Below are 20,746 nucleotides of genomic sequence, written 5' to 3'. Positions count from 1 at the left end.
CAGAGCCGACGCAGAAGTAGGCCGTCTCACACTTTCAATACCAGCTGGTATCCAATCGATACTGAAGAGTATGCTGCCGGTCATGTCGCCTGTCAAACCGCGCCGAACCCGCCCCACTCGCGACGAGGTTCGCGACCGGATCCTGGACGCGGCGTCGAAGGTATTCGCCGCCGAAGGGTTCGCCGGTGCCACGATCGACGCCATCGGGCAGGCCGCGGGCTTCACCAAGGGCGCGGTCTACTCGAACTTTGAATCCAAGGACGACCTGGTCCTGGCTCTCCTCGACCGCCAGTTCGAGCTTCGTGGCGAGCAGATCGCGACAGCGCTGGACAGCAGCGGCGGCGACACCCGCGCGGCCGCACTGGAATTGAGCAGATCGGTGCTTGACACAGTTCGCGACCATTCCGACTATTACGTGTTGTTCGTCGAATACTGGCTGCGGGCCCAGCGTGACCCCCAGGTGCGCGAGCGCCTCATCGAACGCCGCCGCGCCGCCGCCGCCGACCAAGCGCTGCACATCGTCGGATCAAATCCTTCGGTGGCATCCGATCGGGAGCTGGCCGACGTCGCCCAGCTCGTCGTCACGATCAACCTCGGCATCGCGATGGAAGAGGTCCTCCGTCCTGGGACCATGAACCCCGACCTGCTCGCGCAGCTGATCACCGTAGCGCTGGAATCAGTCCTGGTTTCCGCCGAGGAGGGAATGCCCCACCATGGACACAAATGACGCGCCGGACGCCGCGGCGCCGGTGATCATCGCCCGCGGGTTAGGCGTCGACGGCGAGCACGGCCCCCTCTTCTCGGATATCGATCTCGCGCTGGCACCGGGTTTTCACGCGATCCAGATGCCCGGCGGACCCGGCCAGACCACGCTGCTGCTGACGCTCGCGGGACGATTCAAACCGAGCCACGGCACGCTGACCGTCCTCGGCGAGACAACCGCGCGCGCGATCCGCCGGCACTGCTCGATCGCGGCCTTCGAAGACATTGACGACCTCGAGGAATCGGTGACCGTGGGGACGGTGTTCGCCGAGCAACTTCGGTGGCTGGCGCCGTGGTATTCATCGGTGCCGGCGCAATCGGGTTCGGCCGAGCTGTCCGAGGTATTCGGCGAAATACCCCCGCCGTCCCACGACACCTACATCGTTGAATTGTCGGACCTGGAACTGTTTTTGCTGCGAATAACGCTCGCGCTGCTGTCGAAGCGTCCGATTTTGGTGGTCGGCGACCTTGAACAGGTTCGTGACAATTCCCGGCGGGCGCTCGCGGCCGACAGGCTCGGTGTGATCGCCGAGCAGCGCACCGTGGTCGTCGGGGTGACCAACCCGCTCGGCACGGACGCGCCGGACCACGAACTACACGATCACCGCATCCTGACCGGAGAGGACTGAAGATGCTGGCTGGACTCGCCTTCGGCTCGGAGATCAAGCGATTCGGCCGCAGCCGCCTGACGCGCGTGGCCATCGTCGTGCTGATGCTGCTGCCCCTGGTGTATGGGGCGCTGTACCTCTGGGCGTTCTGGGATCCCTTCGGCCACACCAACAAGATGCCGGTGGCGCTGGTCAACTCCGACCGTGGCGCCGTCGTGTCCGGCCAGCAATTCAACGCCGGCGCGGAGATCGCCAAGAGCCTGACCGCGGACGGCGGCTTGGACTGGCACGTCGTGGACTTGCCGGAGGCACGCAACGGAGTCGACCACGGCAAGTACTACTTCATGGTCGAGTTGCCACCGGACTTCAGCGCGGCGATCGCATCACCGGTGACCGGGCAACCCAAGAAGGCCAACCTGATCGCCGTCTACAACGACGCCAACAACTACATCTCGACGAGTATCGGTCGCACCGCCATCGGTCAGGTGCTCAACGCCGTGTCCAGCCGGATCTCGGGGCAAGCCGTCAATCAGGTGCTGTCAATAGTGGTTTCATCGGGATCGGGTATCAAGCAGGCCGCCGACGGGGCCACTCAACTCGACGACGGGGCCGGTCAGCTGGTGGCCGGTCTGGACACCGCCCGGTCCGGCTCGGCAACGCTCGCCACCGGAGCCAAGCAACTGTCGGACGGAATCAACCAGGCCACCGACCCGCTGCTCGCCGTGGCCAAGGCGGTGTCGCAAATCGGCGGCAGCACGCAGCAACTGCAACAGGGTGCAACGGCGCTACAGCAGGCCAATGACCAGATCGGTGCCATCGCCACGGCGCAGGATGCCGCCGCAAACTCCCTGTCAGCGGTGATCGATCAGCTCTCCGCACGACAGGATCCGCTGGCGAACAACCTGCGCGGCGTCCAGGATCAGCTCCGGGGCCACCAGTTCACGCCCCAGATCCGTCAGCAGCTCGCCGATGCGCAGAATGCGGCGATCGCCTTGACATCGGGATTGCGAAACCCGGGCAGTCCGCTTGGGTCGGCGCTCGACCAGGTCGGCAGCAAGGGGCAAGACCTGACGAACAAGCTCACCCAGCTGCGTGACGGAGCACAGCAGGTTGCCACCGGCAACGCCGAATTGGCTGGCGGCATCGCCAAACTCGACGACGGCGCACGACAACTCAAGACGGGATCGGCCGAGCTGGCAACGAAACTCGCCGACGGGGCCAGGCAGGTGCCGAACTGGACCACCCAGCAAAAGGATGCGGTCGCCGACACCATCGGTGGTCCGGTGCAACTCGAGGCATCGCATGAGAACGCCGCGCCCAACTTCGGCACCGGGATGGCCCCGTTCTTCCTCACGCTCGCCTTGTTCTTCGGTGCCTTGGTGCTGTGGATGGTGTTGCGGCCCTTGCAGAGTCGCGCGATCGCCGCGGAAGTCCTGGCGATTCGCGTGGTGCTCGCGAGCTACCTGCCTGCCGCCGCGATCGCGGTATTCCAAGCGATCATTCTCTACTGCGTGGTCCGGTTTGCCCTCGGTGTGCACGCCGTGCACCCGGCCGCGATGCTGGGGTTCATGATGCTGATCTCCGGCGCGTTCGTGGCCGCGACGCAGGCCATCAACGCGCTTGTCGGTCCGGCGGTGGGTCGGGTGCTGATCATGGCCCTGCTCATGTTGCAGCTTGTCAGCGCGGGCGGCATGTATCCCGTGGAAACCACGTCACGGCCCTTCCAAGTCCTGCACCGCTTCGACCCGATGACCTACGGCGTCAACGGGCTCCGCCAGCTCATACTCGGCGGCATCGACGCCCGACTATGGCAGGCGATCATCGTGCTGGTCGGGATAACGGCTGCCGCACTGGCGATCTCCTGTCTGTGCGCGCGAAGAGACCGGGTCTGGAATCTCAGCAGGCTGATCCCTGCGATCAAGATGTAGGCAGACGTTCCGCGTCGACGATCGACGTTGCATGATGGTGGGCAAGCTCTGCGATCGAGAGGAAGCCCATGTTGGGTGTTCATCATTCGGCAATTTGCACCTCTGATGTCGAACGGTCGCTTCGATTCTGGTGCGAAGGCCTGGGACTGAGCCAATTGATGGATTACGACTTCGTCGGCGATTGGCCAGAACTGTTCGGCGCCGGGAGTGATCGGCTGCGATCGGTATTTCTCGGCGATCCGCAGACATCGGGCAGCGGGTTTGTCGAACTGGTGGAGTTGGCCGGTGCCCTTGAGGCACTGCCGGATTCGACCGCGTTACGGCACGGGTTCATGTTGCTCTCACTGCAGCGTGAAGTCGACGAGACGCTCGCCGCCTTGGCAGCATTGGGTTTCACCGACGGCGTGCGGCGCATCGACGTCGCGGCCCCGGACGGAAGGACCGTCGCGATGGCGGTGATCGAAGCGCCGGACGGCGTACTTGTCGAGCTGATCGGGCGCGCGAAATGAGCACCGCCCTGGTGACCGGCGGGGCGTCGGGAATCGGATTCGAAGTGGCCGCTCGGTTACGCGCCGCGGGCCACGACGTCGTGGTGTGGGATCTCGCCGATGCCGACATCGCTTGCGATATAAGCGATCCCGATGCGGTGACGGCGGCCATGGACCAAACCGTGCGCGAGCGCGGCGTGCCGAGGCGGGTGGTGACCTGCGCGGGAATCGGTGCGTCGGGCTTGCTCACCGAGCAGTCGCCCGCCGACTGGCGACGGGTGCTGGAAGTCAACCTCACCGGTACCTGGCTGACGCTTCGGGCGGCCGCCCGAGCCATGATCGATGGGGGAGGGGGCGGTTCGTTGGTCGCGGTCTCCAGCATCAGCGGGACGGTCGCCGATCGTGATATGGGCGCGTACTGCGTGTCGAAAGCCGGGGTGGACATGCTGGTGAAGGTCGCAGCCGTGGAGTGGGGTGCTCACGGAATCCGGGTCAACGCGGTGGGACCCGGCGTCACCCGAACCCCGATGCTGCCCAACCCGGAACAACTGCCCGGCTGGGTCGAGGGCATGTCCGAACGCACGGCCCTGGGCGGACTGGGAGCGGCCACGGACGTGGCCGGGGCCATCGTCGGTGTGCTCGAATTGCCTTGGGTGACCGGTCAGGTCGTGCACGCCGACGGTGGTCTGGCCCTGCACAGTCCGATCGACGCCTACGGCCAAGTGCAGCGATTGCGCAGGCTCAGCCGGCCCGACCCAGCATCAGAGTGACCTGGCGCAGCAGCGCGGTCCGAAATTTGTCCGCCGTCGGGTTTCGAAAGTGCAGGGTCCGGGGCACCATGGCGCCGGCAAGCCAAACCAGTACCAGGTCGACGACGTCGTCGGGGCTGGCGATCGGCGCGAAGGCCCCCGAGTCACGGCCCTCGGTCACCGCTTTGACGAACGGGGCGCGGTAGCGCGCCCAGCCCTCCTCGCTGTAGTCACGCAATTCCGCATCGCGCATGCTGGACCGCCAGACCTCAAGCAGCAGTTGGTGATTGCTCAACGGAGTGTTGAGGTTTCGATCGATCATGGTGACCAGGCGATTCCACGGATCCCGCTCCGCCTCGGCGACGGCCTCAAGCGCGACGGCCTCCACTTCGGTGGCGTGCCTGATGGCCTCGATGAGCATGTCCTCACGCGACCCGAAGTAGTTTTGCAGCGTGCTGATGGCCACACCGCTGGCCGCCGAGACATCGGCGAAGCGGGTGTTCTCGTACCCGCGTTCGGCCAGGACGGTTGCGACCGTCTCGGTCACCTCGACTCGACGCGCTCCGCCCGCCCGGCGAGTGCGCCGCTGGATAGTCATGGATGTATGGTACGGCTATACCGACAGATTGCAATCGCATTCACGCCGCGCCGTGGGGCGGGATGTTGTGGTTGAGGCGAAACCTGTTGTGCGGGTCGTAATTCGTCTTGACCGCCCTGAGCCTGTCGTATACCTCGGGATCGTAGGCGTTCCGCACGCGTTCCGGCGTCGCATCGCCGGGGCCCTGAAAACTGGGGCTGGCCATCTCGTGCAGCCACGGCTTCAGCGCCGTGAGAAGCTCGGAACCGCAGTGCATGTGGCGCACCGGTTCGTGCCCGGGTGGCACGACGGTCAGGCCGAAGAAGGCAAAGGCGGCGTCCCGCGCTCCAACGGCGTTGGGGAAAGGCGCCGGCCTGCCGAACGCGCCTTGCAGGTGTCGGATGTCAACGATGTTGATGGGGCTGCCGGAGTCCGGGCCGACGACATCGACGATCGCGGCGACGGTGTCTTCGGTCAGCTCCCGGAGCAGGCCGAAGTGTTCGACCGCGGCCGCCGGATCCGTCGGATCATTGCTGATCGATGCGAATTCGGTGTAGGGCATGCTACGGACGGTGTCCGCCAGCGCGGGTGCGACCTGGCGTATCGGATCGATCAGCCGGGCCCCGACGGCGCCATCTCCGGCGAAGGAGACGCGCAGTGAGATGGTCAGCTGGCCCTGCATGAAGGGCGGAAGGCCTGGCAGGGGAGGCAGATTCAGCAGAGCCAGGCTGGTCGTCAGCTCGTCGGGCGCCGTGGCCGTGAGCTCGCGGTAGGCGTCCAGTACCTGCCGGGCGTGCCGGCCCGAGTAGAAGATGGATCCCGCGTAGAGCGTCGTCACGGGAAAGAGGGAGAACTCCATCGCCGTGACGACCCCGAAGTTGCCCTTGCCGCCCAGCAATGCGCCGAATAGGTCGACTTCGGAGTGCGGAGACACCCGGCGCAGCTGACCGTCGCCGGTCACCACGTCGATGCGGGTGACATGGTCGGCGGCCCAACCGTATTTGCGTCCCATCGTCAGACTGGCGCCGCCACTGAGGGTGTAGCCGACGACGCCGACGCCGGGCGACGATCCGGGCAGCGGAGCCAGTCCGTACTCGGCGGCTGCTTCCACCAGTGCTCCGAACCGCACACCGGCGTCGACTCGCGCCAAGCGGGTCTCGGCGTTGATCGTGATGCCCGACATCCTTCTCGTGGTGATCATCAGCGCGTCGCCGTCGGCGGCGAGCGATGGCCCGTGCCCGGTATTGAGGACGCCGATCTTGAGGCCGTGGCGCGCCGCGAACCTCACCGCCGTCGACACGTCGCCGGCACTGGCCGCGCCCACCACGACGGCGGGCCGATGCTGCAGCGCCGTGTTGAAGACCGCCACTTCCCGCTGGTAGCCCAAGGTCCTCTCCGTCTCGACCGGGCCCTGTAGGGCCGCTTGCAGTTCGGGGAGTTTGTCGCCCCACGAATCCATGGCAGGTCCTTTCGATAGGTACCGTGATACGGTATCACGATACCGATTGCTCGATCGGCGTTTATGGGCCAGATCACAAGAAGCGAGGATGCGGATGTATCGCCGAACGCGACGCGGGTGGGGCAGACCAGATCGGCATGAGGACGTATTCGTCGGAGCGATAGTCCGGAATCTCATCTCCTCGGCGGCCCTGCTTGCCATCGCGGCGTGGCTCGCCTACGCGCTGATCGGAGCCGGGCGAAAACCTACCGGCGTGGACTACGAGGTGGTAGCGCAAACCTCAACCGAGGGAAGAACGTTCGTGGTTCGCGATACCACGATTGCCCCCGGTGGTGCCATAGGTTGGCACTGGCATCCAGGCACCGTCATCGCGGTGGTGAAGCAAGGTACCTTGTACCACTATGGCAACGACTGCACCGTCGATGGCATCTACCGGCCCGGCGACTCGTTCATCGAGCCCAGTGGTCCCGCCCATGTGCACGATGGCCGCAATCACGGAACGACTCCGGTAGTGCTCGAGTTGCTGTTGATCGATCCGGTGGGCACGTCACCCGCGGAGGCGACTGACCCGCCGCGAGCTTGCAAATGACCTCGACCGGCGGTGATTCACTGAATCCCGTAATCGATGATGCCCCTGACGATCTTTCCGTTCCGGAGATCGTCGTAGGCGTCGTTGATTTCGTCGAGGCGATAGCGCCGGGTGATCATCTCGTCGAGCTGGAGCTGCCCGGTCTGGTAGAGCCGGGCCAGCCGGAAGACGTCGGCCCTCGGGTTGCAGGAACCGAACACGGTGCCGGCCAGCGTCTTGTTCATCAGGATGAAGTCCTGCAGATCGATCTTGACTGACGCGGTCAACTGCGAGGTCATCCCCGTGAGCACACAGGTTCCGCCCTTGCGGGTGAGCTTCACCGCGTCGCGAACATCCCCCGGTGTGATCAGCGACGGCGAAACCACGACCGCATCGGCCATCACGCCATAGGTCAACTCACGCACCAGGTCCAGCGCCTCTTCCGCCGTCGCGGCGGTGTGGGAAGCACCGAACTGCAGAGCCGACTTCTGCTTGAAATCAACGGGATCCACCGCGACGATCTGCGCGGCACCGCCGACCCGGGCGCCCTGGACCGCGCCGGTGCCGATGCCGCCGACCCCGATCACGACCACGGTATCGCCCACCCGCATGTTGGAACGGTTGGCGACCGAGCCGAAACCGGTCGGGATCGCACAGGACAACAGGGCGCTCGGCGCAAGCGGCAGATGCGGCTCAATCTTCACCAGCGAATTCGTCGACACGACAGTGTGTTCGGCGAACGCACCCACTTTGGCGATGTGACCCAACGGCTTGCCCTCGGCGGTGTGGTGGCGGAAGGTGCCGTCGGTCGGCATGCCGGGCGTCATGACGCTGGCCCCCATGTCGCAGATGTACTCCATGCCGCTGGCGCACCAGCGGCACTGCCCACACACCGCGACGAACGACATCACGACGTGATCGCCGGGCTCGAATTCGGTGACACCGTCGCCGACTTCCCGCACGATGCCCGAACCCTCGTGACCGCCGATGGTCGGGAACATGGTCGGCAGCCCGAGCTTCCGCAGCGTCTCATTCGGCGCCGCCATGTCGCCCTTGAGGATGTGGTCGTCGGAATGGCACAGGCCGGCGGCGGCCATCTCGACCAGAACTTCCCCCGCCCGAGGCGCGTCGAGCTCGAATTCCTCGACAGACCACGGGCCGCCGACGTCGTGCAGGATCGCCGCGCGGCTTCTCATGCGACCGGGGAGAAGGTGACCGGAAGCTTGTTGGGGGAGCGGAAGGTGAGCCCGACGATCTTGGACTCCACACCGGTGCCGTCGTCGGCCACGAAGGCCACGTCTTTGACGCGATCGAAGAGGCTGTTCAGCATGACGCGCGTCTCCAGTCGGGCCAGATGCATGCCGAGGCACATGTGGATGCCGCCGGCGAACGCGATGTGGGCGTTGCGCGGCCGGGTGATGTCGAATACATCGGGGTCGGCCCAGCGTGTGTCGTCGCGGTTGGCCGACCCCATGCACAGGTCTATCTGGGCGTCGGCCGGGATCGTCTTGCCGCCGATCTCGATTTCTTCGGTGGTGGTCCGCATGACCATGGTCAGCGGCGTTTCGACCCGCAGGCCCTCCTCGATGGCGACCGGTATCAACGACCGGTCTCGGGACACCATCGCCAGTTGCTCGGGATGGGTGAGCAATAGGTACAACAGGTTGCCCGACGATCGATAGGTGGTCTCCAGTCCGGCGGGCAACAGTAGCCGAAGGAACGCGATGATGGCCTCGTCGCTGAGTTTTTCGCCGTCGATCTCGGCCGTGACCAAGTCGCCGATAATGTCATTGGTCGGTTTGCGGCGCCGCTGCTCGACCTGGTCGAGGAAGTAGCCGTGCAACTCCTCTGCCGCGGTCAGCCCCGCCATGATGTCGGCCTGGATCGAGATGAGGTCGAGGGACAGCCGCCGGAACATGTCCAAATCCTCCGGCGGCAGACCGAGCAACGTCGAGATGATGCGGGTCGGAAATTCGAACGTCAGCGCCTTCACCAAGTCGGCGCGGCCCTCGTTCTTGATCTCGTCGATCAACTGATCGCAGACCGGCCCGATGACCGACGGCTCCCAACGCTCCAGCGCGGTCGCGCGAAACGCCTTCGCCACCAGGCTGCGGTGATCGTGGTGCTCCTTCCCGCCCATGGCGAGGATGGTGTGGCCCATCACCAACCCAATCGTCTTGTCGTAAGCGGCCGACGTGAAGATCCGGTCGTCTCGGAAGGCGCGATGGACCCCGTCGTAGCTGAACAAGACCCACTCGTCGCTGGGCAGCAATTCCTCCGGGATCTGCTCACGATCGCTCAGGGAGCCGTGCCAAACCGGGTCCGTGCGCCTCATGTATTCGAAGAACGGGTAGGGGCTCGTTTCGCCGGTGAGGTCGAGTGTGACGGGCTGGTTGGCGGGGTCGGTGCTGAGCGTCATTCAGCGCTCCTCCTGGGCAGCCGGTAAGCGGATGGATCGACGGGATTATCGCTATCATAGTATAGATAGCAACTAAGCCCAACGGCTTGTCGTGGTTACCGTAACGGGCACAGTATTGATGCTGCGTGGCGTCGGAGGCGGTGATGCAAGTGGCCGAGCGGCGATTCGTGTGCTCGCTGGACGATCTGCCGCCCGGCGGGATGAAGCTGGTCGACGTCGGGAAGTTCGGCGTCGGCGTGTACAACGTGCGCGGCGAGTTCTACGCGATCGTGAACTATTGCTCGCACGAAGGGGCCCCGCTGTGCCTCGGTCTCCTCGGTGGGACCAACGAGTTCGCCCCGGACGAACCCGGCGGGCTGCGGCGCGTTCGCGACGGCCAAATCATCCGATGCCCTTGGCACAACTGGGAATTCGACATCACCACCGGTCAAAATCTCGCCGATCCGACCCGGCGTATCCGCACCTACCAGGTCGACGTCACCGATGGGGAGGTGTACCTGACCGCATGAGCCCACAGATCATCGATGCCAATGTGCAACCGCATTTCCGCTCCAACGCGGAGATCCGGCGCTACCTGCCCGCCGCCCATCAGCTGCGATCGATCCCCGACGTCGAACAGCAGTGGTACTCCGCACCCGGCGGCGACTACCGGCAAGACCTCTACGGGGAGCACTACCCGGGGTCAGACCCGGAGACGGTCAGTGGCGACCTGTTCGCGCAGGGCGTCGAGTACGCCATCCTCAACCCGCTGACGCGCGGCAACATCGCCGACTACCTGCTCAACAGCAGAATTTGCGCGGCGGTCAACGACTGGCTGCTCGACCGCTGGATCGAGCCCGACAACACCGATCGATTCCGGGGCACCATCCGCGTCAATCCGGAAGACCCGAAGGGGGCCGTCGCGGAGATCGAGCGCCTGGGCGATCACCCGAAGCTCGTCCAGGTCGGCGTCCCGATGCAGTCACGCGAGCCCTACGGCAAACCGATGTTCGAGCCGATCTGGGAGGCCGCCGCCGCCCACGGGTTGCCAGTGGCGGTACACATAAACGGCGGCAACGGCGTCGACTATCCGCCCACCTTCGCCGGCCACGCCCACACCTATCCCGGATATGCCGCGTTCATGCCGCTGAACTACTTCGTGCATCTGGCCACCCTCATCGTCGAGGGGATGTTCGGCAGGCACCCCGGCCTCAAATTCGTCTTCGCCGACGGCGGCTATGACATCCTCACCCCGTTGATCTGGCGGCTGGACACCTTCTGGGTGTCCATGCGTGACCAGACGCCGTGGGTCGACCGTTACCCGAGCGAATACCTGCCCGGCCACGTCAGGTTCTGCTCGTCGGCGTTCGACGGACCGACCGACGCCGGCGACACGCAGCGCTGGATGGAGTTCACCGGCAAGTCCGACCTGCTGATGTACGGCTCGGCGTATCCCCATTGGTCCACAACTCCGCCGGAGACCATCGCCGAGGGCCTCGATCCCGCCCAACGCCACAAGGTGCTGTGGCGGAACGCCAGCGAGCTGTACGGGCTGAAGGAGCGTGTCCGATGACCACCATCGAACGAGTCGATTCGCAGACCGGTCACGACGACGAGATTGCGGTCAGCATCGTCGACACCGACGTGCACCCGTTGCCCCTCTCGACCGACGTGCTCAAGTCGTACGCGCCGTCCGAATGGGTGGACAAGATCTGGCCGACCGGCAACGCCGTCACCCCGGTGCCGCATTTCTACGACACACCGGACTCGTACAAAACCATGTCGCTGCGGATGGACGCCGCCCCGCCGGGGGGTGGGGTTGCGGGCAGCGACCCGGAATTCGCCGCCAAGCAGTTGCTGCTCGACGCCGGCGTCAGCATCGCGACGCTGGAGCCGATGTGTGACGCCCAGCTGCCACAGGCCGAACACGTTCTGAAGTCCGCCTACAACGACTGGCTTGCCGATGTCTGGCTCGACACCAACAACGAACACGGCCGGTGGCGCGGATCGATCAGCGTCAGCGCGCAGACACCCGAGCAGGCGGCGCGTGAGGTCGAGCGGTGGGCGGGACATCCGTACATGGCCCAGGTGCTGATGACACCGCAGACTCGTGGGATCCCGTTCGGCAACCCGCATTTCGACCCGCTCTATGAAGCCGCTGCACGCAACGGTTTCCCGGTGGCCACGCACCTGATGGGACAGACGCCGTTCGAGCTGATTCCGTTGTATCCCGTCGGCAACCCCGCGCACTGGCATGACTTCTTCGCGTCCTGGCCGCTGCTGTATGTCTCGCACCTGATGAGCCTGGTGTTCGACGGCGCGTTCGACCGCCACCCCGACCTGCGGGTGGTGTTCGTCGAGGGTGGGTTCACGTGGGCGATGCCGGTGATGTCGCGGATGGACCGCATCTGGGAAGCCCGCCGCGGCGACCTGCCCCACGTGCGGCGCCGCCCGTCGGAGTATGTGCGAGAACATGTTCGGTTCACCACTCAGCCGCTGGAAGATGCCGACACCGTGCAGTTCCGGGAGTATCTGGAAATGATGGACCTGGGCGACAACCTGATGTTTTCGACGGACTACCCGCACTGGAGTTACGACGCGCCAACCTATGCGATCAGCCGATTCCCGGCCGACCAGCGCGAGCGGATCATGCGCGGCAACGCGACCGCTCTCTACGGGTTACCGGCGACGGTCAAGGCGCTTCCCGGAGAACTCTGAATCCGCCCGCGCTGAAGCGATGCGCCCCTCGTCTGTCACCACCCGGAATCGCAGGTCTACCTTGAAGAAAGTTTCCGGCACGGCCCCGCGCCGGGACCGGACGAGCCCGCACGACGAGCCCGGAAGACGAGAAGGTATGACACAAACGAATCTGACGCGGCCACAGGGCCTTACCCGGATCGACCCGGTACTCCGAGAGGCCGCCACCGCATTGGGCGTCGTCGAATTCCGCGCCGAGACACTGCCCCCCGAACGGGAGCACGCCAACCGGCTCGCAGCCGAGCGCGCCGCCGCGGTCGACACCGCCGATGTAACCGTCGAAACGCGCACCATCGCCGGCCCCGGCGGACATCAGCTGAAGCTTCGCTTCTACCGCGGTCCCGACCTCGATCGAGCCGGATCAGATGCACCGCTTGTCCTGTACGCCCACGGCGGGGGATTCGTGACCGGCAACCTGGACACCGATCATGCCCAGTGCGTGGAGCTGGCCAGAGATGGCGGATGCCTGCTGGTATCGGTCGACTATCGACTCGCGCCGGAACACCCTTGCCCGGCCGCGTTGGACGACGTCGAGGCCGGCCTCTACTACGCCATCCGCAACTGCGCCGAGCTGAAGGTGGACGTCAACCGCATCGCCGTGATGGGACGCGACGCGGGCGCGGCACTGGTCGCGGGCCTGAGTCAGCGCATGTTCGATGACGAAGGTCCACAGATCCTGGTGCAGATCCTGCACCAGCCGATGCTCGATTCCGACGCCACCCAATCCCGGCGCGAATTCCAGCGCACGCCGGGCCTCAACGGCCCGGCCGTGAGCCGGGCATGGGGTCATTACCTCGGTCACGCGAGCGCCAACGGCCAGCATGTCCCCGCGCACCGCGCGAACCTCGAGGGCCTGCCGCCGACGTTCATCAGCTGCGCGGAGATCGATCCCTGCCGCGACGAAGCCATCGACTACGCGAACAGACTGTTGCACGCCTACGTGCACACCGAATTACACGTCATCGCAGCAGCATTCAACGGGTTCGACTCACTGGTTCCCGATTGGGTTGTTTCTCAGGAGAACCGTGCCCTGCACGCGCGTTCGCTGCGTCGCGTGTTCGCCATGTAGCGCCGAACAGCACTATCGACGGAACTCCGGTATCTCTTACCGTAGCGTTAATTGCTACCATCGAGAACGCCGGAGAACTCTCCACGAGAGGCAGCATGACCACACTCGACTCTCCCGAAAAGACGCTGTTCACTTCGACCACCCAGGCTTTTCTGGAAAAGGAAGCGCCACTGCGCCGCGTGCGGGAGTTGCACGCCGCGGGGGTGTCGTTCGATCCGGCATGGTGGCGGCGCGCCGCGGAGCTCGGCTGGACGGGCCTCTTGGTGCCGGAGGAATTGGGCGGCGGCAGCGTCTCGGACAGCGGTTTGGCGGATCTGGCCATGGTCGCCGAACAGCTCGGCAAGACTGTGGCGCCCGGGCCGCTGTATCCGGTCAGCGTCGTACTGGCCGCGCTCGTCGAGTGTGCGGACCGGCAACCGCATACCGACGCCATCGAGGCTCTGATGTCCGGTGAAACCGTGGCATCGTGGGCGGTTTCGGAGCCGGGCCAAGGGTGGGCGCCACTGGATCCGTCGGTGACGGCCACCCCGACCGATTCGGGTTATCGCATTGACGGCACCAAGGACCGGGTCGAGGCCGGCGCGCAGAGCGCGGTGCTGCTGGTGGCGGCGCGCAGTGGCGACGAGCTGCGCGAGTTCTTGGTCCCCACGGACGCGCCCGGCGTGACCATCGAGCCCCAGCAGTCCGTCGACCTGGTCAAGCAATATGCCCGGGTGCATTTCGACGGTGTGATGGTGGATCGATCGGCGGCGGTCGGCACCGCCGCCGAGACCGCCGCCCTGATCGACCGGCAGAGCCAGATCGCCCAGACCCTGCAGTGCGCCGAGGTGGTTGGCATCCTGCAGACGGTGTTCGACCTGACCGTCCAGTGGGCGTTGGACCGGCACACCTTCGGGCGCCCGCTGGCGTCCTACCAGGCCCTCAAGCACAAGTTCGCCGACATGAAGCTGTGGCTTGAAGCGTGCCGCGCCACCACGGCCGCAGCGGTCGCCGACGTCGCCGCCAACTCACCCGGCGCGGGCCTGTCGGCCAGCATCGCCAAGTCCTACGTGGGTGAGATGGCCGGCCAAATCGTCCAGGCCTGCGTGCAGATGCATGGCGGCATCGGCGTCACCTGGGAACACGATCTGCACCTCTACCTGCGCCGGATCACGTTGTATCGCTCCATGTTCGGAACACCGGAGGAACACAACCTGCGCGTGTATGAACACGAGAAGGCGGGTCGGTCCAACAAATGACACCGACCGAATCCGTTGCCGAGTTCGCGGCCCGGGCCCGGGAATGGCTGGCGGACAACATGCCCCGCATCGATCCCGAATCGCCGCCGCCCGCCCCGCGCGACGACGAACGATCCTGGCTACGGGCCCGAGAACTGCAAAAGCGGTTGTACGAAGGCGGATTCGCCGGGATCTGCTTTCCCCGCGAGTACGGCGGCCTCGGCCTGGACTACGAGTACCAGAAGTCCTTCGACGCGGAGACCATCGACTACGAGATGCCGCTGATTCTCAACACTCCGACGTTCACCATCTGCTGCGCCACGCTGCTCGACACCGGAAGTGAAGATCAGAAGAAACAACACATCGCGGCGGCGCTGCGCGGCGACGAGGTGCTGGTGCAGTTGTTGTCCGAACCCAGCGGCGGATCCGATCTGGCCGGCGTCCTCACCCGGGCCGAACGCCACGGCGACCGCTGGATACTCAACGGCGCCAAGACGTGGAGCACCAGCGCGTTCGCCGCCGACTATGGGCTGTGTCTGGCCCGCACCAATTGGGATGTGCCCAAGCACGAGGGCTTGACGATGTTCCTGGTGCCCATCGCCCATCCGGGAATTACGTTGCGGCGCATCACCATGCTGAGTGGTTCCACGGAGTTCTGCGAGGAGTTCCTCGACGGGGTGGACGTCGGCGACGACGCCGTCGTCGGGGAGGTGAACAATGGCTGGGCGGTGGCGTCGCGGCAGCTGTACCACGAGCGCAGGGCGGTGGGGCAGGGCTCCGAGTTCGCCAGTGGCAGCGGCAGTGAGGGCGGCAATGCGAATCCCGTTGACTACGTGGCCCTTATCGAGAAGACGGGTCAGGCCGGGAACGAACGCGTGCAGCAGATGGCCGGCCGCGCACTCGTACAACGTGCGGTGGCCGAGCAGCTGATCGGTCACGTCTACCGCAGCGTCCGCGATGGCACGCTGCCGCCCGCCGCCGGTACGCTCATCAGGCTGTTTCACGCCGAGACCGTGTTCGTGGATGTCGACACCGCCATGGCGATCGCGGGAAATGCCGGCGTGGTCGGAGAACCCGGGGACGGCCTGGAAACCGGTCTGCGTTACCTGGCCCGCCAGACCGTCGCGATGGGCGGCGGCACCACGGAGATGGCGCGCAACGTCATCGGCGAGCGGGTGCTGGGCTTCCCGCGGGAATACGCGGCCGATCGAGGCGTGCCGTTCAAGCAGGTGCGGCACGGCCAGCGATCCGAGCGGCTCTAGCCCTCCGCGACGAGATTCTCGGCGAGTCCGCCGGCGACCGGGAGCTGTACCAGCGACAACACATGGTGCGCCGGGCTGCCCGGCGGGGCCACCAGCACGTACTCACTGCCCTGGCGTAGTGCACGGTCGCGCGCGGCCGCCAGCGCGCTGACGCCGGCCGACCCGAGCTGGGTCACGGCGCTGAGATCGATGGTCAACGGCGCTACCCCGGAACGGCTTTCGACCGCGATCTGGCGATCCAGCGTGGAGGCGGTGGTGGAGTCGACGTCGCCGCTGACGACGATGCGGCCCGGTTCGGTGACCACGGAGACGAATTCGGAGTCGGTCGACCTCCGCTGCTGATCGGTCCGGCTGACGAGCGTGTCCGTGACGAAATTGGCGGGTCGCGACAGGCGGTGCGTCAGGCTGGCGGTGGTACCGCCGGGCCCATGGGTGACGTGGGCGCTGGATACCAGGGCTTCGGCCATGGCCAGGCCGCGGCCGCGACCCTGCTCGCCCTCGAGATGGTCCTTCCACTGCCCGTGGTCGGTGACCGACGCGTAGAGGTTACCGTCCCCGGCCAGCGATGCCTCGACGACAACACCGTCGGAAACCTCTGTGGTGTAACCGTGTTCGACCGCATTCTCGACGAACTCGGAGATCGCGTGCACGATGTCGGAAATGTCATCGGGGGCGGCGCCGACCTCGGCGAGCCACTGACGCAGTCGAGAGCGAACCGCGCGCGCGGCATGAATCGTGGCATCCAGCGTCATCTGGAGTGGTGGCGGCGGCATACGCCGTTGCGCCGCAAGCAATGTGATGTCGTCGCTGTAGCCGGTCGACCGCAACAGCAGTTCCAGCGTCTCCGCACAGATGCGGTCGATGGGCCGCCCCGAGGACTCGATCACGAACCCGCCCTGGCCGCCGGCGATGTTGGCTGCCAAGTCGGCGAATTCGGCGGTGCTGGCCATCAGCGGTCGGCCGGGACGTTCGATCAGACCGTCGGTGTAGAGCATGACCACGTCGCCCAGGTCCAGGAATTCGGTGCGCACCGGGAAACCCGTGCCGCTGCCCAGCGGGCCAGCGCCGGACGGCTCAAGGTAACGCGACTCGCTCTCCGAACCGACGAGCAGCGGCGGCGGGTGCCCGGCCGTGCAGTACTGGAATTCTCCCGTGCCGAAGTCGAGCGAGCCCACGCACATGGTGGCCGACCTCGAGCCGGGCACATGTTCGTGGAAGCGATCGACCGCCGCCAGCGCCTCGGCGAGCGGATAGCCCGCGACGATCTGCATCCGCAGCGCAGTGCGCAATTGCGACATCACCGCGGCCGCCTCGACGCCGTGGCCGACGACGTCACCGACGATGAGCACCAGCCGATCTCCGAGGGGAATCGCGTCGAACCAGTCGCCACCGGCGGCCGTGTCCTGGGCGGCGACGAGGTACTCGGCGGCGACGTCGGCGCCCGGAACGACGGGTACCGACGGCGCCAGCAGCGCCTGCTGCATGACGGTGGCAGAATCGCGCACGTTCCGGTATCGCTCGGACAACTCGTGCATGCGCGACTCGGCGGCCAGCCGTGCGCGCACCCGCTCGGTCACGTCGACGAAGGCGAGCTGCACCCCCTCGATCGAGCCGTCGTCTCCGCGCCGTGCCGTGACGATGAAGTCGAAGAAGTGCTCTTGTGCCGTCCCCGAGCCCTCGAAGTCAGCTTGCACCCGCCACTCGGTTCCCGACTGCGGCTCGCCCGTCTCGTAGACCCGGTCGAACATTTGCAGGATCTGCTGGCTCTCCAACTCGGGATAGACCTCGCGCACCAGGAGCCCGATGCTGTCGATCGGAGGACTGAGCGCGCGGTAAGCGGCGTTGACCGCGACGAATCGGTGGTCGGGCCCTTCGAGGCCGACCAACAGCGCGGGAACATTCTCGAAGATGCGGCGGACGTCGTCGGCCGCGCCCACGGTGTTGTCCCAGTTCCTTTCGGCGGCCATTGGCCGTTCCTCCTACGGCCCCCCGTTTTCGGGCTGAGTCTCGCAAGCTGGTCACAAAAGCGCTGAGCACTCGCCAGGCACAGGCACTAAGAATATCAATGGCGGCCGCGTGCTCAATGCAACAGTTTGCCCAGCGTGGCGCGCGTCGGGCTACGGTCCCGGCAATTTAACCAGGACAGTTTGTAATTAATCAGCGCGGGTACCACGGCTTCATGGTCATTGTCGTCCCGCGGCGGTTGATCTCGATCTGGCGAAGCATCGTGGCCTCACCGGTGCTCACCCTGAACGGCTGGGTTGCGTTCAACCTGCCGCGAACGGTGACCGCACTGGGCGCATCGCTGCTGGTGGGTCTGGTAGCGCTACACGCCTACGTATGGATCAGGGAACCGGACGTTCCCTGGTACTTCTCCGTGTACTCGGCTTTGCTGGCGGCCTGTTGCCTCGCGGCCGTGGCCGCGATGGTGTTCGCCGTCAAACCGCGTGTGCCACAGGCGGGGTGGTACCTCGGCAGCGTGATCTGCTTCGCCTTCCTCGCGGTCTACCTCGTCAGCCGGTGGGTCACCCTGCCGGGGCTGGAGTCGCTGACCGGCCGATGGGACCTCGCGCCGGGCACGTTCGCTTTGGCGTTCGCCGCCGCGTTCATCGCGGTGCACACGACGGTGCTGTCCGCCGTCAACGTGGCCTACCCCCAACGGCAGCAGTGGTACGACTGACTGGAGCTCATGCATGACGACACTCGACTATCCGGCGTGGCTGCGAGTGGATCATTGGCTCAACGTCCTATTCGTCACCCTGATCATCCGCAGCGGCATCGAGATCCTCGGCACCCACCCGAAGTTGTATTGGCACGACGACAGCAAACCCGGCAGCGAATGGGCGCGCTTTACCCGCAAGGTCATGCCGCGCAACCGGTTATACGACACCCTCGACGAAGAAGAGTCCTATAGCTCGCTCGTCGCGCTACCCGGTCACAAGAAATTGGGTATGGGTCGCCATTGGCACTTCTTCACGGTGATCTGCTGGATTCTGCTCGGATTGTCCTACTACGTCCTGCTTTTCGCGACCGGCCAATGGCATCGATACTGGCCCTATTCGTGGTCGATCTTTCCCGAGGCGGCCAATGACATCATCACGTACATGTCGTTCAACCTGCCGCCGCTGCTCCCCGGCGAGCCGTTGGACGCAATTCAGAAGCTGACCTATGCCGGGGTCGTCTTCATACTTGCGCCGTTCCAAATTCTGACTGGCGCCGCGCAGTCACCGGCGATCGAGGCGCGCTTCCCCTGGTACGTGCGGATGTGGGGTGGCCGGCAGTGGGCCAGAAGCCTGCATTTCCTGGGGTTGGTGGCTTTCGTCGTCTTCATCCTGATCCACCTGTCGATGATTTTCTTCTGGGGCTGGGGCCAACTGACGGCGTCGATGATCTTCGGCTCCGTGCGCAACATCAATTGGGCGACGGCGCTGTCGCTGATGATCATTGGAGCCATCATCGCCGTCCACGTCGCGGCCACCAAATGGAGCCTCCGCCATCCCGTCCAAGTGCGTCGCATACTCGGCGCCGTGGTGACCGGCGCCCGGCTGCTCTTGCTGCGGCCCTTGAATTCCCGGCAAGACTATCCGGTTCGCAAGTTGACCAAGGATCACCGGGTGAACGGAAAGCCGCCCGCCAGTACGGAATACAAGGTGATGGCGGTCCACAACTTCGTCGACTGGAGGCTACCGGTCGGTGGACTCGTCGAGAACCCGGTGACCTTGGACTTGGCCGCGCTGCGGGCGCTCGCCGAGCGGCAAACCCAGCGGACGATGCACAACTGCGTGCAAGGGTGGACAAGCATCGGCGAGTGGAGCGGAATTCTGCTTGCCCAGCTGGCGGATGTGGTGCGGCCGTTACCGCAAGCCAAGTACATCTGCTTCCTCAGTATGCAGGAGACGGGGCGTGACGAACCCGCGGCGGAGACGCCGGGGGGCCAGTTCTACGAGGTGATGGACCTCGAGCTCGCCTACAAGCCGCAGACGCTCCTCGCATATGAGATGAACGGTCGGCCGCTGCCCATCAAGCATGGGGCTCCGCTGCGATTGCGGGTGGAGACCCAGGTTGGATTCAAGATGGTCAAGTGGATCAACCGGATCGAGTTCATCAACGACTATGCCGGCATCGGTAAGGGCTTGGGCGGCTGGCGCGAGGACCATGTCCACTACGACAAAGACGTGGAGATTTGACATGACCGGTGGCGACCCGACGGTGCGGCCGGAACTGATCGACCTCAATTCCGCTGCACGGCACCGAGTTATGGAAAACGTCTCCGCCAAGGGCGGCCACTGCGAGGCGTGCGGCGGAACCGAGTTCGAGGTCGGCCACGCCCTGTATCTGGGGTTTCTGTTCCTCAACGAGGATGAGGACGCCTACATGGTGGCGCTGACGTGCCGCAATCCGGATTGTCCGAAGCCGCGCACCGGGATCGTGTTGCCGGAGCGGGATTTCCTCAGCCTGGTGAACTCGGCTTCGGAGAACGCGACCGCATCCTGAGGCGGCGTCCCTTTGCCCGCGCGATCTGATCGCCGGGCAGCGCCGGGCGCGGCAGCCCCAACTTTTCGGCGAGACCGGCAACCCCGCGGAGATCCTCGCAGAGTGACTGGAACCGGTGCTGATCCGCGTCGTCTAGCAGACCGAGCGAGCTGTAGTGCACGAGGCGGGGCAGCCGCCCCGCCAGCGCCGCGCCCCAACGGACGCTCAAGTCGTAAAGTTCGTCGTCGTCAACCGAATCCTTTTGGCCCAAAGCCCGGAGGGCCTCAATCTGCTCGGCGAGAAACTCGACGTCGGGGTCGATGCTGACCGGTGCCCGGCCTTCCGATGCCACGCTCATCTGTCCTCCCGTCACTCTGACCGCGCAACGCACGTCATCACGTGGCGTATACCCGCCGACGTGGGTTTACACG

At 65.5% G+C, this 20,746-nt stretch carries 21 protein-coding genes; 15 read left to right on the top strand and 6 right to left on the bottom strand.

Going from position 1 to position 20,746, the window contains the following annotated elements:
• Positions 1 to 70: 70 nt before the first annotated feature.
• The 5 genes from A5709_RS00630 (at position 71) to A5709_RS00610 (ending at position 4,556) form a co-directional block, all read left to right on the top strand.
• Positions 71 to 727 (top strand): TetR/AcrR family transcriptional regulator, encoded by a 657-nt coding sequence (locus tag A5709_RS00630; protein WP_068117241.1) that lies wholly within the window; start codon positions 71 to 73, stop codon positions 725 to 727.
• Entirely contained in the window at positions 714 to 1,391 is a 678-nt protein-coding gene (locus tag A5709_RS00625; RefSeq protein WP_068117238.1) for a hypothetical protein, read from the top strand. Before A5709_RS00630 ends, A5709_RS00625 begins: the two co-directional genes overlap by 14 nt.
• A gap of 2 nt (positions 1,392 to 1,393) precedes the next feature.
• Complete coding sequence (locus A5709_RS00620) at positions 1,394 to 3,298, top strand: YhgE/Pip domain-containing protein (protein ID WP_068117236.1); 1,905 nt, start codon at positions 1,394 to 1,396, stop codon at positions 3,296 to 3,298.
• Between the two features lie 68 nt (positions 3,299 to 3,366).
• Entirely contained in the window at positions 3,367 to 3,807 is a 441-nt protein-coding gene (locus A5709_RS00615) for a VOC family protein (protein WP_082973734.1), read from the top strand.
• Entirely contained in the window at positions 3,804 to 4,556 is a 753-nt protein-coding gene (locus A5709_RS00610) for an SDR family NAD(P)-dependent oxidoreductase (RefSeq protein ID WP_068117230.1), read from the top strand. Before A5709_RS00615 ends, A5709_RS00610 begins: the two co-directional genes overlap by 4 nt.
• Here A5709_RS00610 and A5709_RS00605 read toward each other — a convergent pair.
• On the bottom strand, positions 4,528 to 5,133 hold the full coding sequence (locus A5709_RS00605) for a TetR/AcrR family transcriptional regulator (protein ID WP_082973733.1): 606 nt from the start codon (positions 5,131 to 5,133) through the stop codon (positions 4,528 to 4,530). The genes A5709_RS00610 and A5709_RS00605 overlap by 29 nt on opposite strands.
• A 40-nt stretch (positions 5,134 to 5,173) precedes the next feature.
• The gene (locus tag A5709_RS00600) at positions 5,174 to 6,571 is read right to left on the bottom strand and encodes an FAD-binding oxidoreductase (RefSeq protein ID WP_068117224.1); all 1,398 of its coding nucleotides are present in this window, start codon (positions 6,569 to 6,571) and stop codon (positions 5,174 to 5,176) included.
• A 253-nt stretch (positions 6,572 to 6,824) separates the two neighbouring features.
• Between A5709_RS00600 and A5709_RS28290 the strand changes: the two genes are divergently transcribed.
• A complete protein-coding gene (locus A5709_RS28290; protein ID WP_197520050.1) occupies positions 6,825 to 7,160 on the top strand; it encodes a cupin domain-containing protein in 336 nt (111 codons plus the stop codon).
• 17 nt (positions 7,161 to 7,177) lie between these two features.
• On the opposite strand, the gene A5709_RS00590 is transcribed toward A5709_RS28290, so the two are convergent.
• Together A5709_RS00590 and A5709_RS00585 are read right to left on the bottom strand one after the other, a co-directional pair.
• Entirely contained in the window at positions 7,178 to 8,335 is a 1,158-nt protein-coding gene (locus tag A5709_RS00590) for a Zn-dependent alcohol dehydrogenase (protein ID WP_068117222.1), read from the bottom strand.
• Positions 8,332 to 9,558, bottom strand: a complete 1,227-nt coding sequence (locus A5709_RS00585) for a cytochrome P450 (RefSeq protein WP_068117220.1) — start codon at positions 9,556 to 9,558, stop codon at positions 8,332 to 8,334. The genes A5709_RS00590 and A5709_RS00585 overlap by 4 nt, the downstream gene beginning before the upstream one ends.
• Before the next feature lie 125 nt (positions 9,559 to 9,683).
• Here A5709_RS00585 and A5709_RS00580 point away from each other — a divergent pair, with 125 nt between their 5' ends.
• The 6 genes from A5709_RS00580 to A5709_RS00555 all read left to right on the top strand — a co-directional run bounded on the left by A5709_RS00580 (position 9,684) and on the right by A5709_RS00555 (position 15,842).
• Positions 9,684 to 10,067 (top strand): Rieske (2Fe-2S) protein, encoded by a 384-nt coding sequence (locus A5709_RS00580; protein WP_369827212.1) that lies wholly within the window; start codon positions 9,684 to 9,686, stop codon positions 10,065 to 10,067.
• Positions 10,064 to 11,110: an amidohydrolase family protein gene (locus A5709_RS00575; RefSeq protein WP_067947156.1), complete on the top strand. Its 1,047-nt coding sequence runs from the start codon at positions 10,064 to 10,066 to the stop codon at positions 11,108 to 11,110. The genes A5709_RS00580 and A5709_RS00575 overlap by 4 nt, the downstream gene beginning before the upstream one ends.
• Positions 11,107 to 12,255 (top strand): amidohydrolase family protein, encoded by a 1,149-nt coding sequence (locus tag A5709_RS00570; RefSeq protein ID WP_067947155.1) that lies wholly within the window; start codon positions 11,107 to 11,109, stop codon positions 12,253 to 12,255. Before A5709_RS00575 ends, A5709_RS00570 begins: the two co-directional genes overlap by 4 nt.
• Positions 12,256 to 12,391: 136 nt before the next feature.
• Entirely contained in the window at positions 12,392 to 13,363 is a 972-nt protein-coding gene (locus A5709_RS00565; protein WP_067947153.1) for an alpha/beta hydrolase, read from the top strand.
• Between the two features lie 95 nt (positions 13,364 to 13,458).
• Positions 13,459 to 14,601, top strand: coding sequence for an acyl-CoA dehydrogenase family protein (locus A5709_RS00560; protein ID WP_068117217.1), 1,143 nt, complete (start codon positions 13,459 to 13,461; stop codon positions 14,599 to 14,601).
• Positions 14,598 to 15,842, top strand: coding sequence for an acyl-CoA dehydrogenase family protein (locus A5709_RS00555; RefSeq protein ID WP_068117215.1), 1,245 nt, complete (start codon positions 14,598 to 14,600; stop codon positions 15,840 to 15,842). The genes A5709_RS00560 and A5709_RS00555 overlap by 4 nt, the downstream gene beginning before the upstream one ends.
• Here the strand turns inward: A5709_RS00555 and A5709_RS00550 are convergent.
• Positions 15,839 to 17,809 (bottom strand): SpoIIE family protein phosphatase, encoded by a 1,971-nt coding sequence (locus A5709_RS00550; protein WP_068008322.1) that lies wholly within the window; start codon positions 17,807 to 17,809, stop codon positions 15,839 to 15,841. The two genes, A5709_RS00555 and A5709_RS00550, sit on opposite strands and share 4 nt — an antisense overlap.
• Positions 17,810 to 18,021: 212 nt before the next feature.
• On the opposite strand from A5709_RS00550, the gene A5709_RS00545 reads away from it, so the two are divergent.
• The 3 genes from A5709_RS00545 to A5709_RS00535 are packed head-to-tail and all read left to right on the top strand — an operon-like array spanning position 18,022 to position 20,336.
• Positions 18,022 to 18,522, top strand: a complete 501-nt coding sequence (locus A5709_RS00545) for an oxidoreductase (RefSeq protein ID WP_068117211.1) — start codon at positions 18,022 to 18,024, stop codon at positions 18,520 to 18,522.
• Between the two features lie 13 nt (positions 18,523 to 18,535).
• Entirely contained in the window at positions 18,536 to 20,029 is a 1,494-nt protein-coding gene (locus tag A5709_RS00540) for a molybdopterin-dependent oxidoreductase (RefSeq protein WP_068008329.1), read from the top strand.
• A gap of 1 nt (position 20,030) precedes the next feature.
• Positions 20,031 to 20,336 (top strand): hypothetical protein, encoded by a 306-nt coding sequence (locus A5709_RS00535; protein WP_068008330.1) that lies wholly within the window; start codon positions 20,031 to 20,033, stop codon positions 20,334 to 20,336.
• Here the strand turns inward: A5709_RS00535 and A5709_RS00530 are convergent.
• On the bottom strand, positions 20,293 to 20,673 hold the full coding sequence (locus tag A5709_RS00530; protein ID WP_082953233.1) for a hypothetical protein: 381 nt from the start codon (positions 20,671 to 20,673) through the stop codon (positions 20,293 to 20,295). The genes A5709_RS00535 and A5709_RS00530 overlap by 44 nt on opposite strands.
• Between the last annotated feature and the right edge of the window lie 73 nt (positions 20,674 to 20,746).

This window comes from Mycobacterium sp. E1386 (genome assembly GCF_001672745.1).
In the GTDB taxonomy this organism is placed as follows: domain Bacteria; phylum Actinomycetota; class Actinomycetes; order Mycobacteriales; family Mycobacteriaceae; genus Mycobacterium.
The sequence above is the reverse complement of the archived record's forward strand: the minus strand, read 5'-3'. Positions and strand labels throughout refer to the sequence as shown.

Excerpts from the sequence above, each read along its gene's own strand:
- A5709_RS00630 (WP_068117241.1), top strand. The coding sequence starts at position 71 with ATGCTGCCGGTCATGTCGCCTGTCAAACCGCGCCGAACCCGCCCCACT.
- A5709_RS00625 (WP_068117238.1), top strand. The coding sequence starts at position 714 with ATGGACACAAATGACGCGCCGGACGCCGCGGCGCCGGTGATCATCGCC.
- A5709_RS00620 (WP_068117236.1), top strand. The coding sequence starts at position 1,394 with ATGCTGGCTGGACTCGCCTTCGGCTCGGAGATCAAGCGATTCGGCCGC.
- A5709_RS00615 (WP_082973734.1), top strand. The coding sequence starts at position 3,367 with ATGTTGGGTGTTCATCATTCGGCAATTTGCACCTCTGATGTCGAACGG.
- A5709_RS00610 (WP_068117230.1), top strand. The coding sequence starts at position 3,804 with ATGAGCACCGCCCTGGTGACCGGCGGGGCGTCGGGAATCGGATTCGAA.
- A5709_RS00605 (WP_082973733.1), bottom strand. The coding sequence starts at position 5,133 with ATGACTATCCAGCGGCGCACTCGCCGGGCGGGCGGAGCGCGTCGAGTC.
- A5709_RS00600 (WP_068117224.1), bottom strand. The coding sequence starts at position 6,571 with ATGGATTCGTGGGGCGACAAACTCCCCGAACTGCAAGCGGCCCTACAG.
- A5709_RS00590 (WP_068117222.1), bottom strand. The coding sequence starts at position 8,335 with ATGAGAAGCCGCGCGGCGATCCTGCACGACGTCGGCGGCCCGTGGTCT.
- A5709_RS00585 (WP_068117220.1), bottom strand. The coding sequence starts at position 9,558 with ATGACGCTCAGCACCGACCCCGCCAACCAGCCCGTCACACTCGACCTC.
- A5709_RS00575 (WP_067947156.1), top strand. The coding sequence starts at position 10,064 with ATGAGCCCACAGATCATCGATGCCAATGTGCAACCGCATTTCCGCTCC.
- A5709_RS00570 (WP_067947155.1), top strand. The coding sequence starts at position 11,107 with ATGACCACCATCGAACGAGTCGATTCGCAGACCGGTCACGACGACGAG.
- A5709_RS00565 (WP_067947153.1), top strand. The coding sequence starts at position 12,392 with ATGACACAAACGAATCTGACGCGGCCACAGGGCCTTACCCGGATCGAC.
- A5709_RS00560 (WP_068117217.1), top strand. The coding sequence starts at position 13,459 with ATGACCACACTCGACTCTCCCGAAAAGACGCTGTTCACTTCGACCACC.
- A5709_RS00555 (WP_068117215.1), top strand. The coding sequence starts at position 14,598 with ATGACACCGACCGAATCCGTTGCCGAGTTCGCGGCCCGGGCCCGGGAA.
- A5709_RS00550 (WP_068008322.1), bottom strand. The coding sequence starts at position 17,809 with ATGGCCGCCGAAAGGAACTGGGACAACACCGTGGGCGCGGCCGACGAC.
- A5709_RS00545 (WP_068117211.1), top strand. The coding sequence starts at position 18,022 with ATGGTCATTGTCGTCCCGCGGCGGTTGATCTCGATCTGGCGAAGCATC.
- A5709_RS00540 (WP_068008329.1), top strand. The coding sequence starts at position 18,536 with ATGACGACACTCGACTATCCGGCGTGGCTGCGAGTGGATCATTGGCTC.
- A5709_RS00535 (WP_068008330.1), top strand. The coding sequence starts at position 20,031 with ATGACCGGTGGCGACCCGACGGTGCGGCCGGAACTGATCGACCTCAAT.
- A5709_RS00530 (WP_082953233.1), bottom strand. The coding sequence starts at position 20,673 with ATGAGCGTGGCATCGGAAGGCCGGGCACCGGTCAGCATCGACCCCGAC.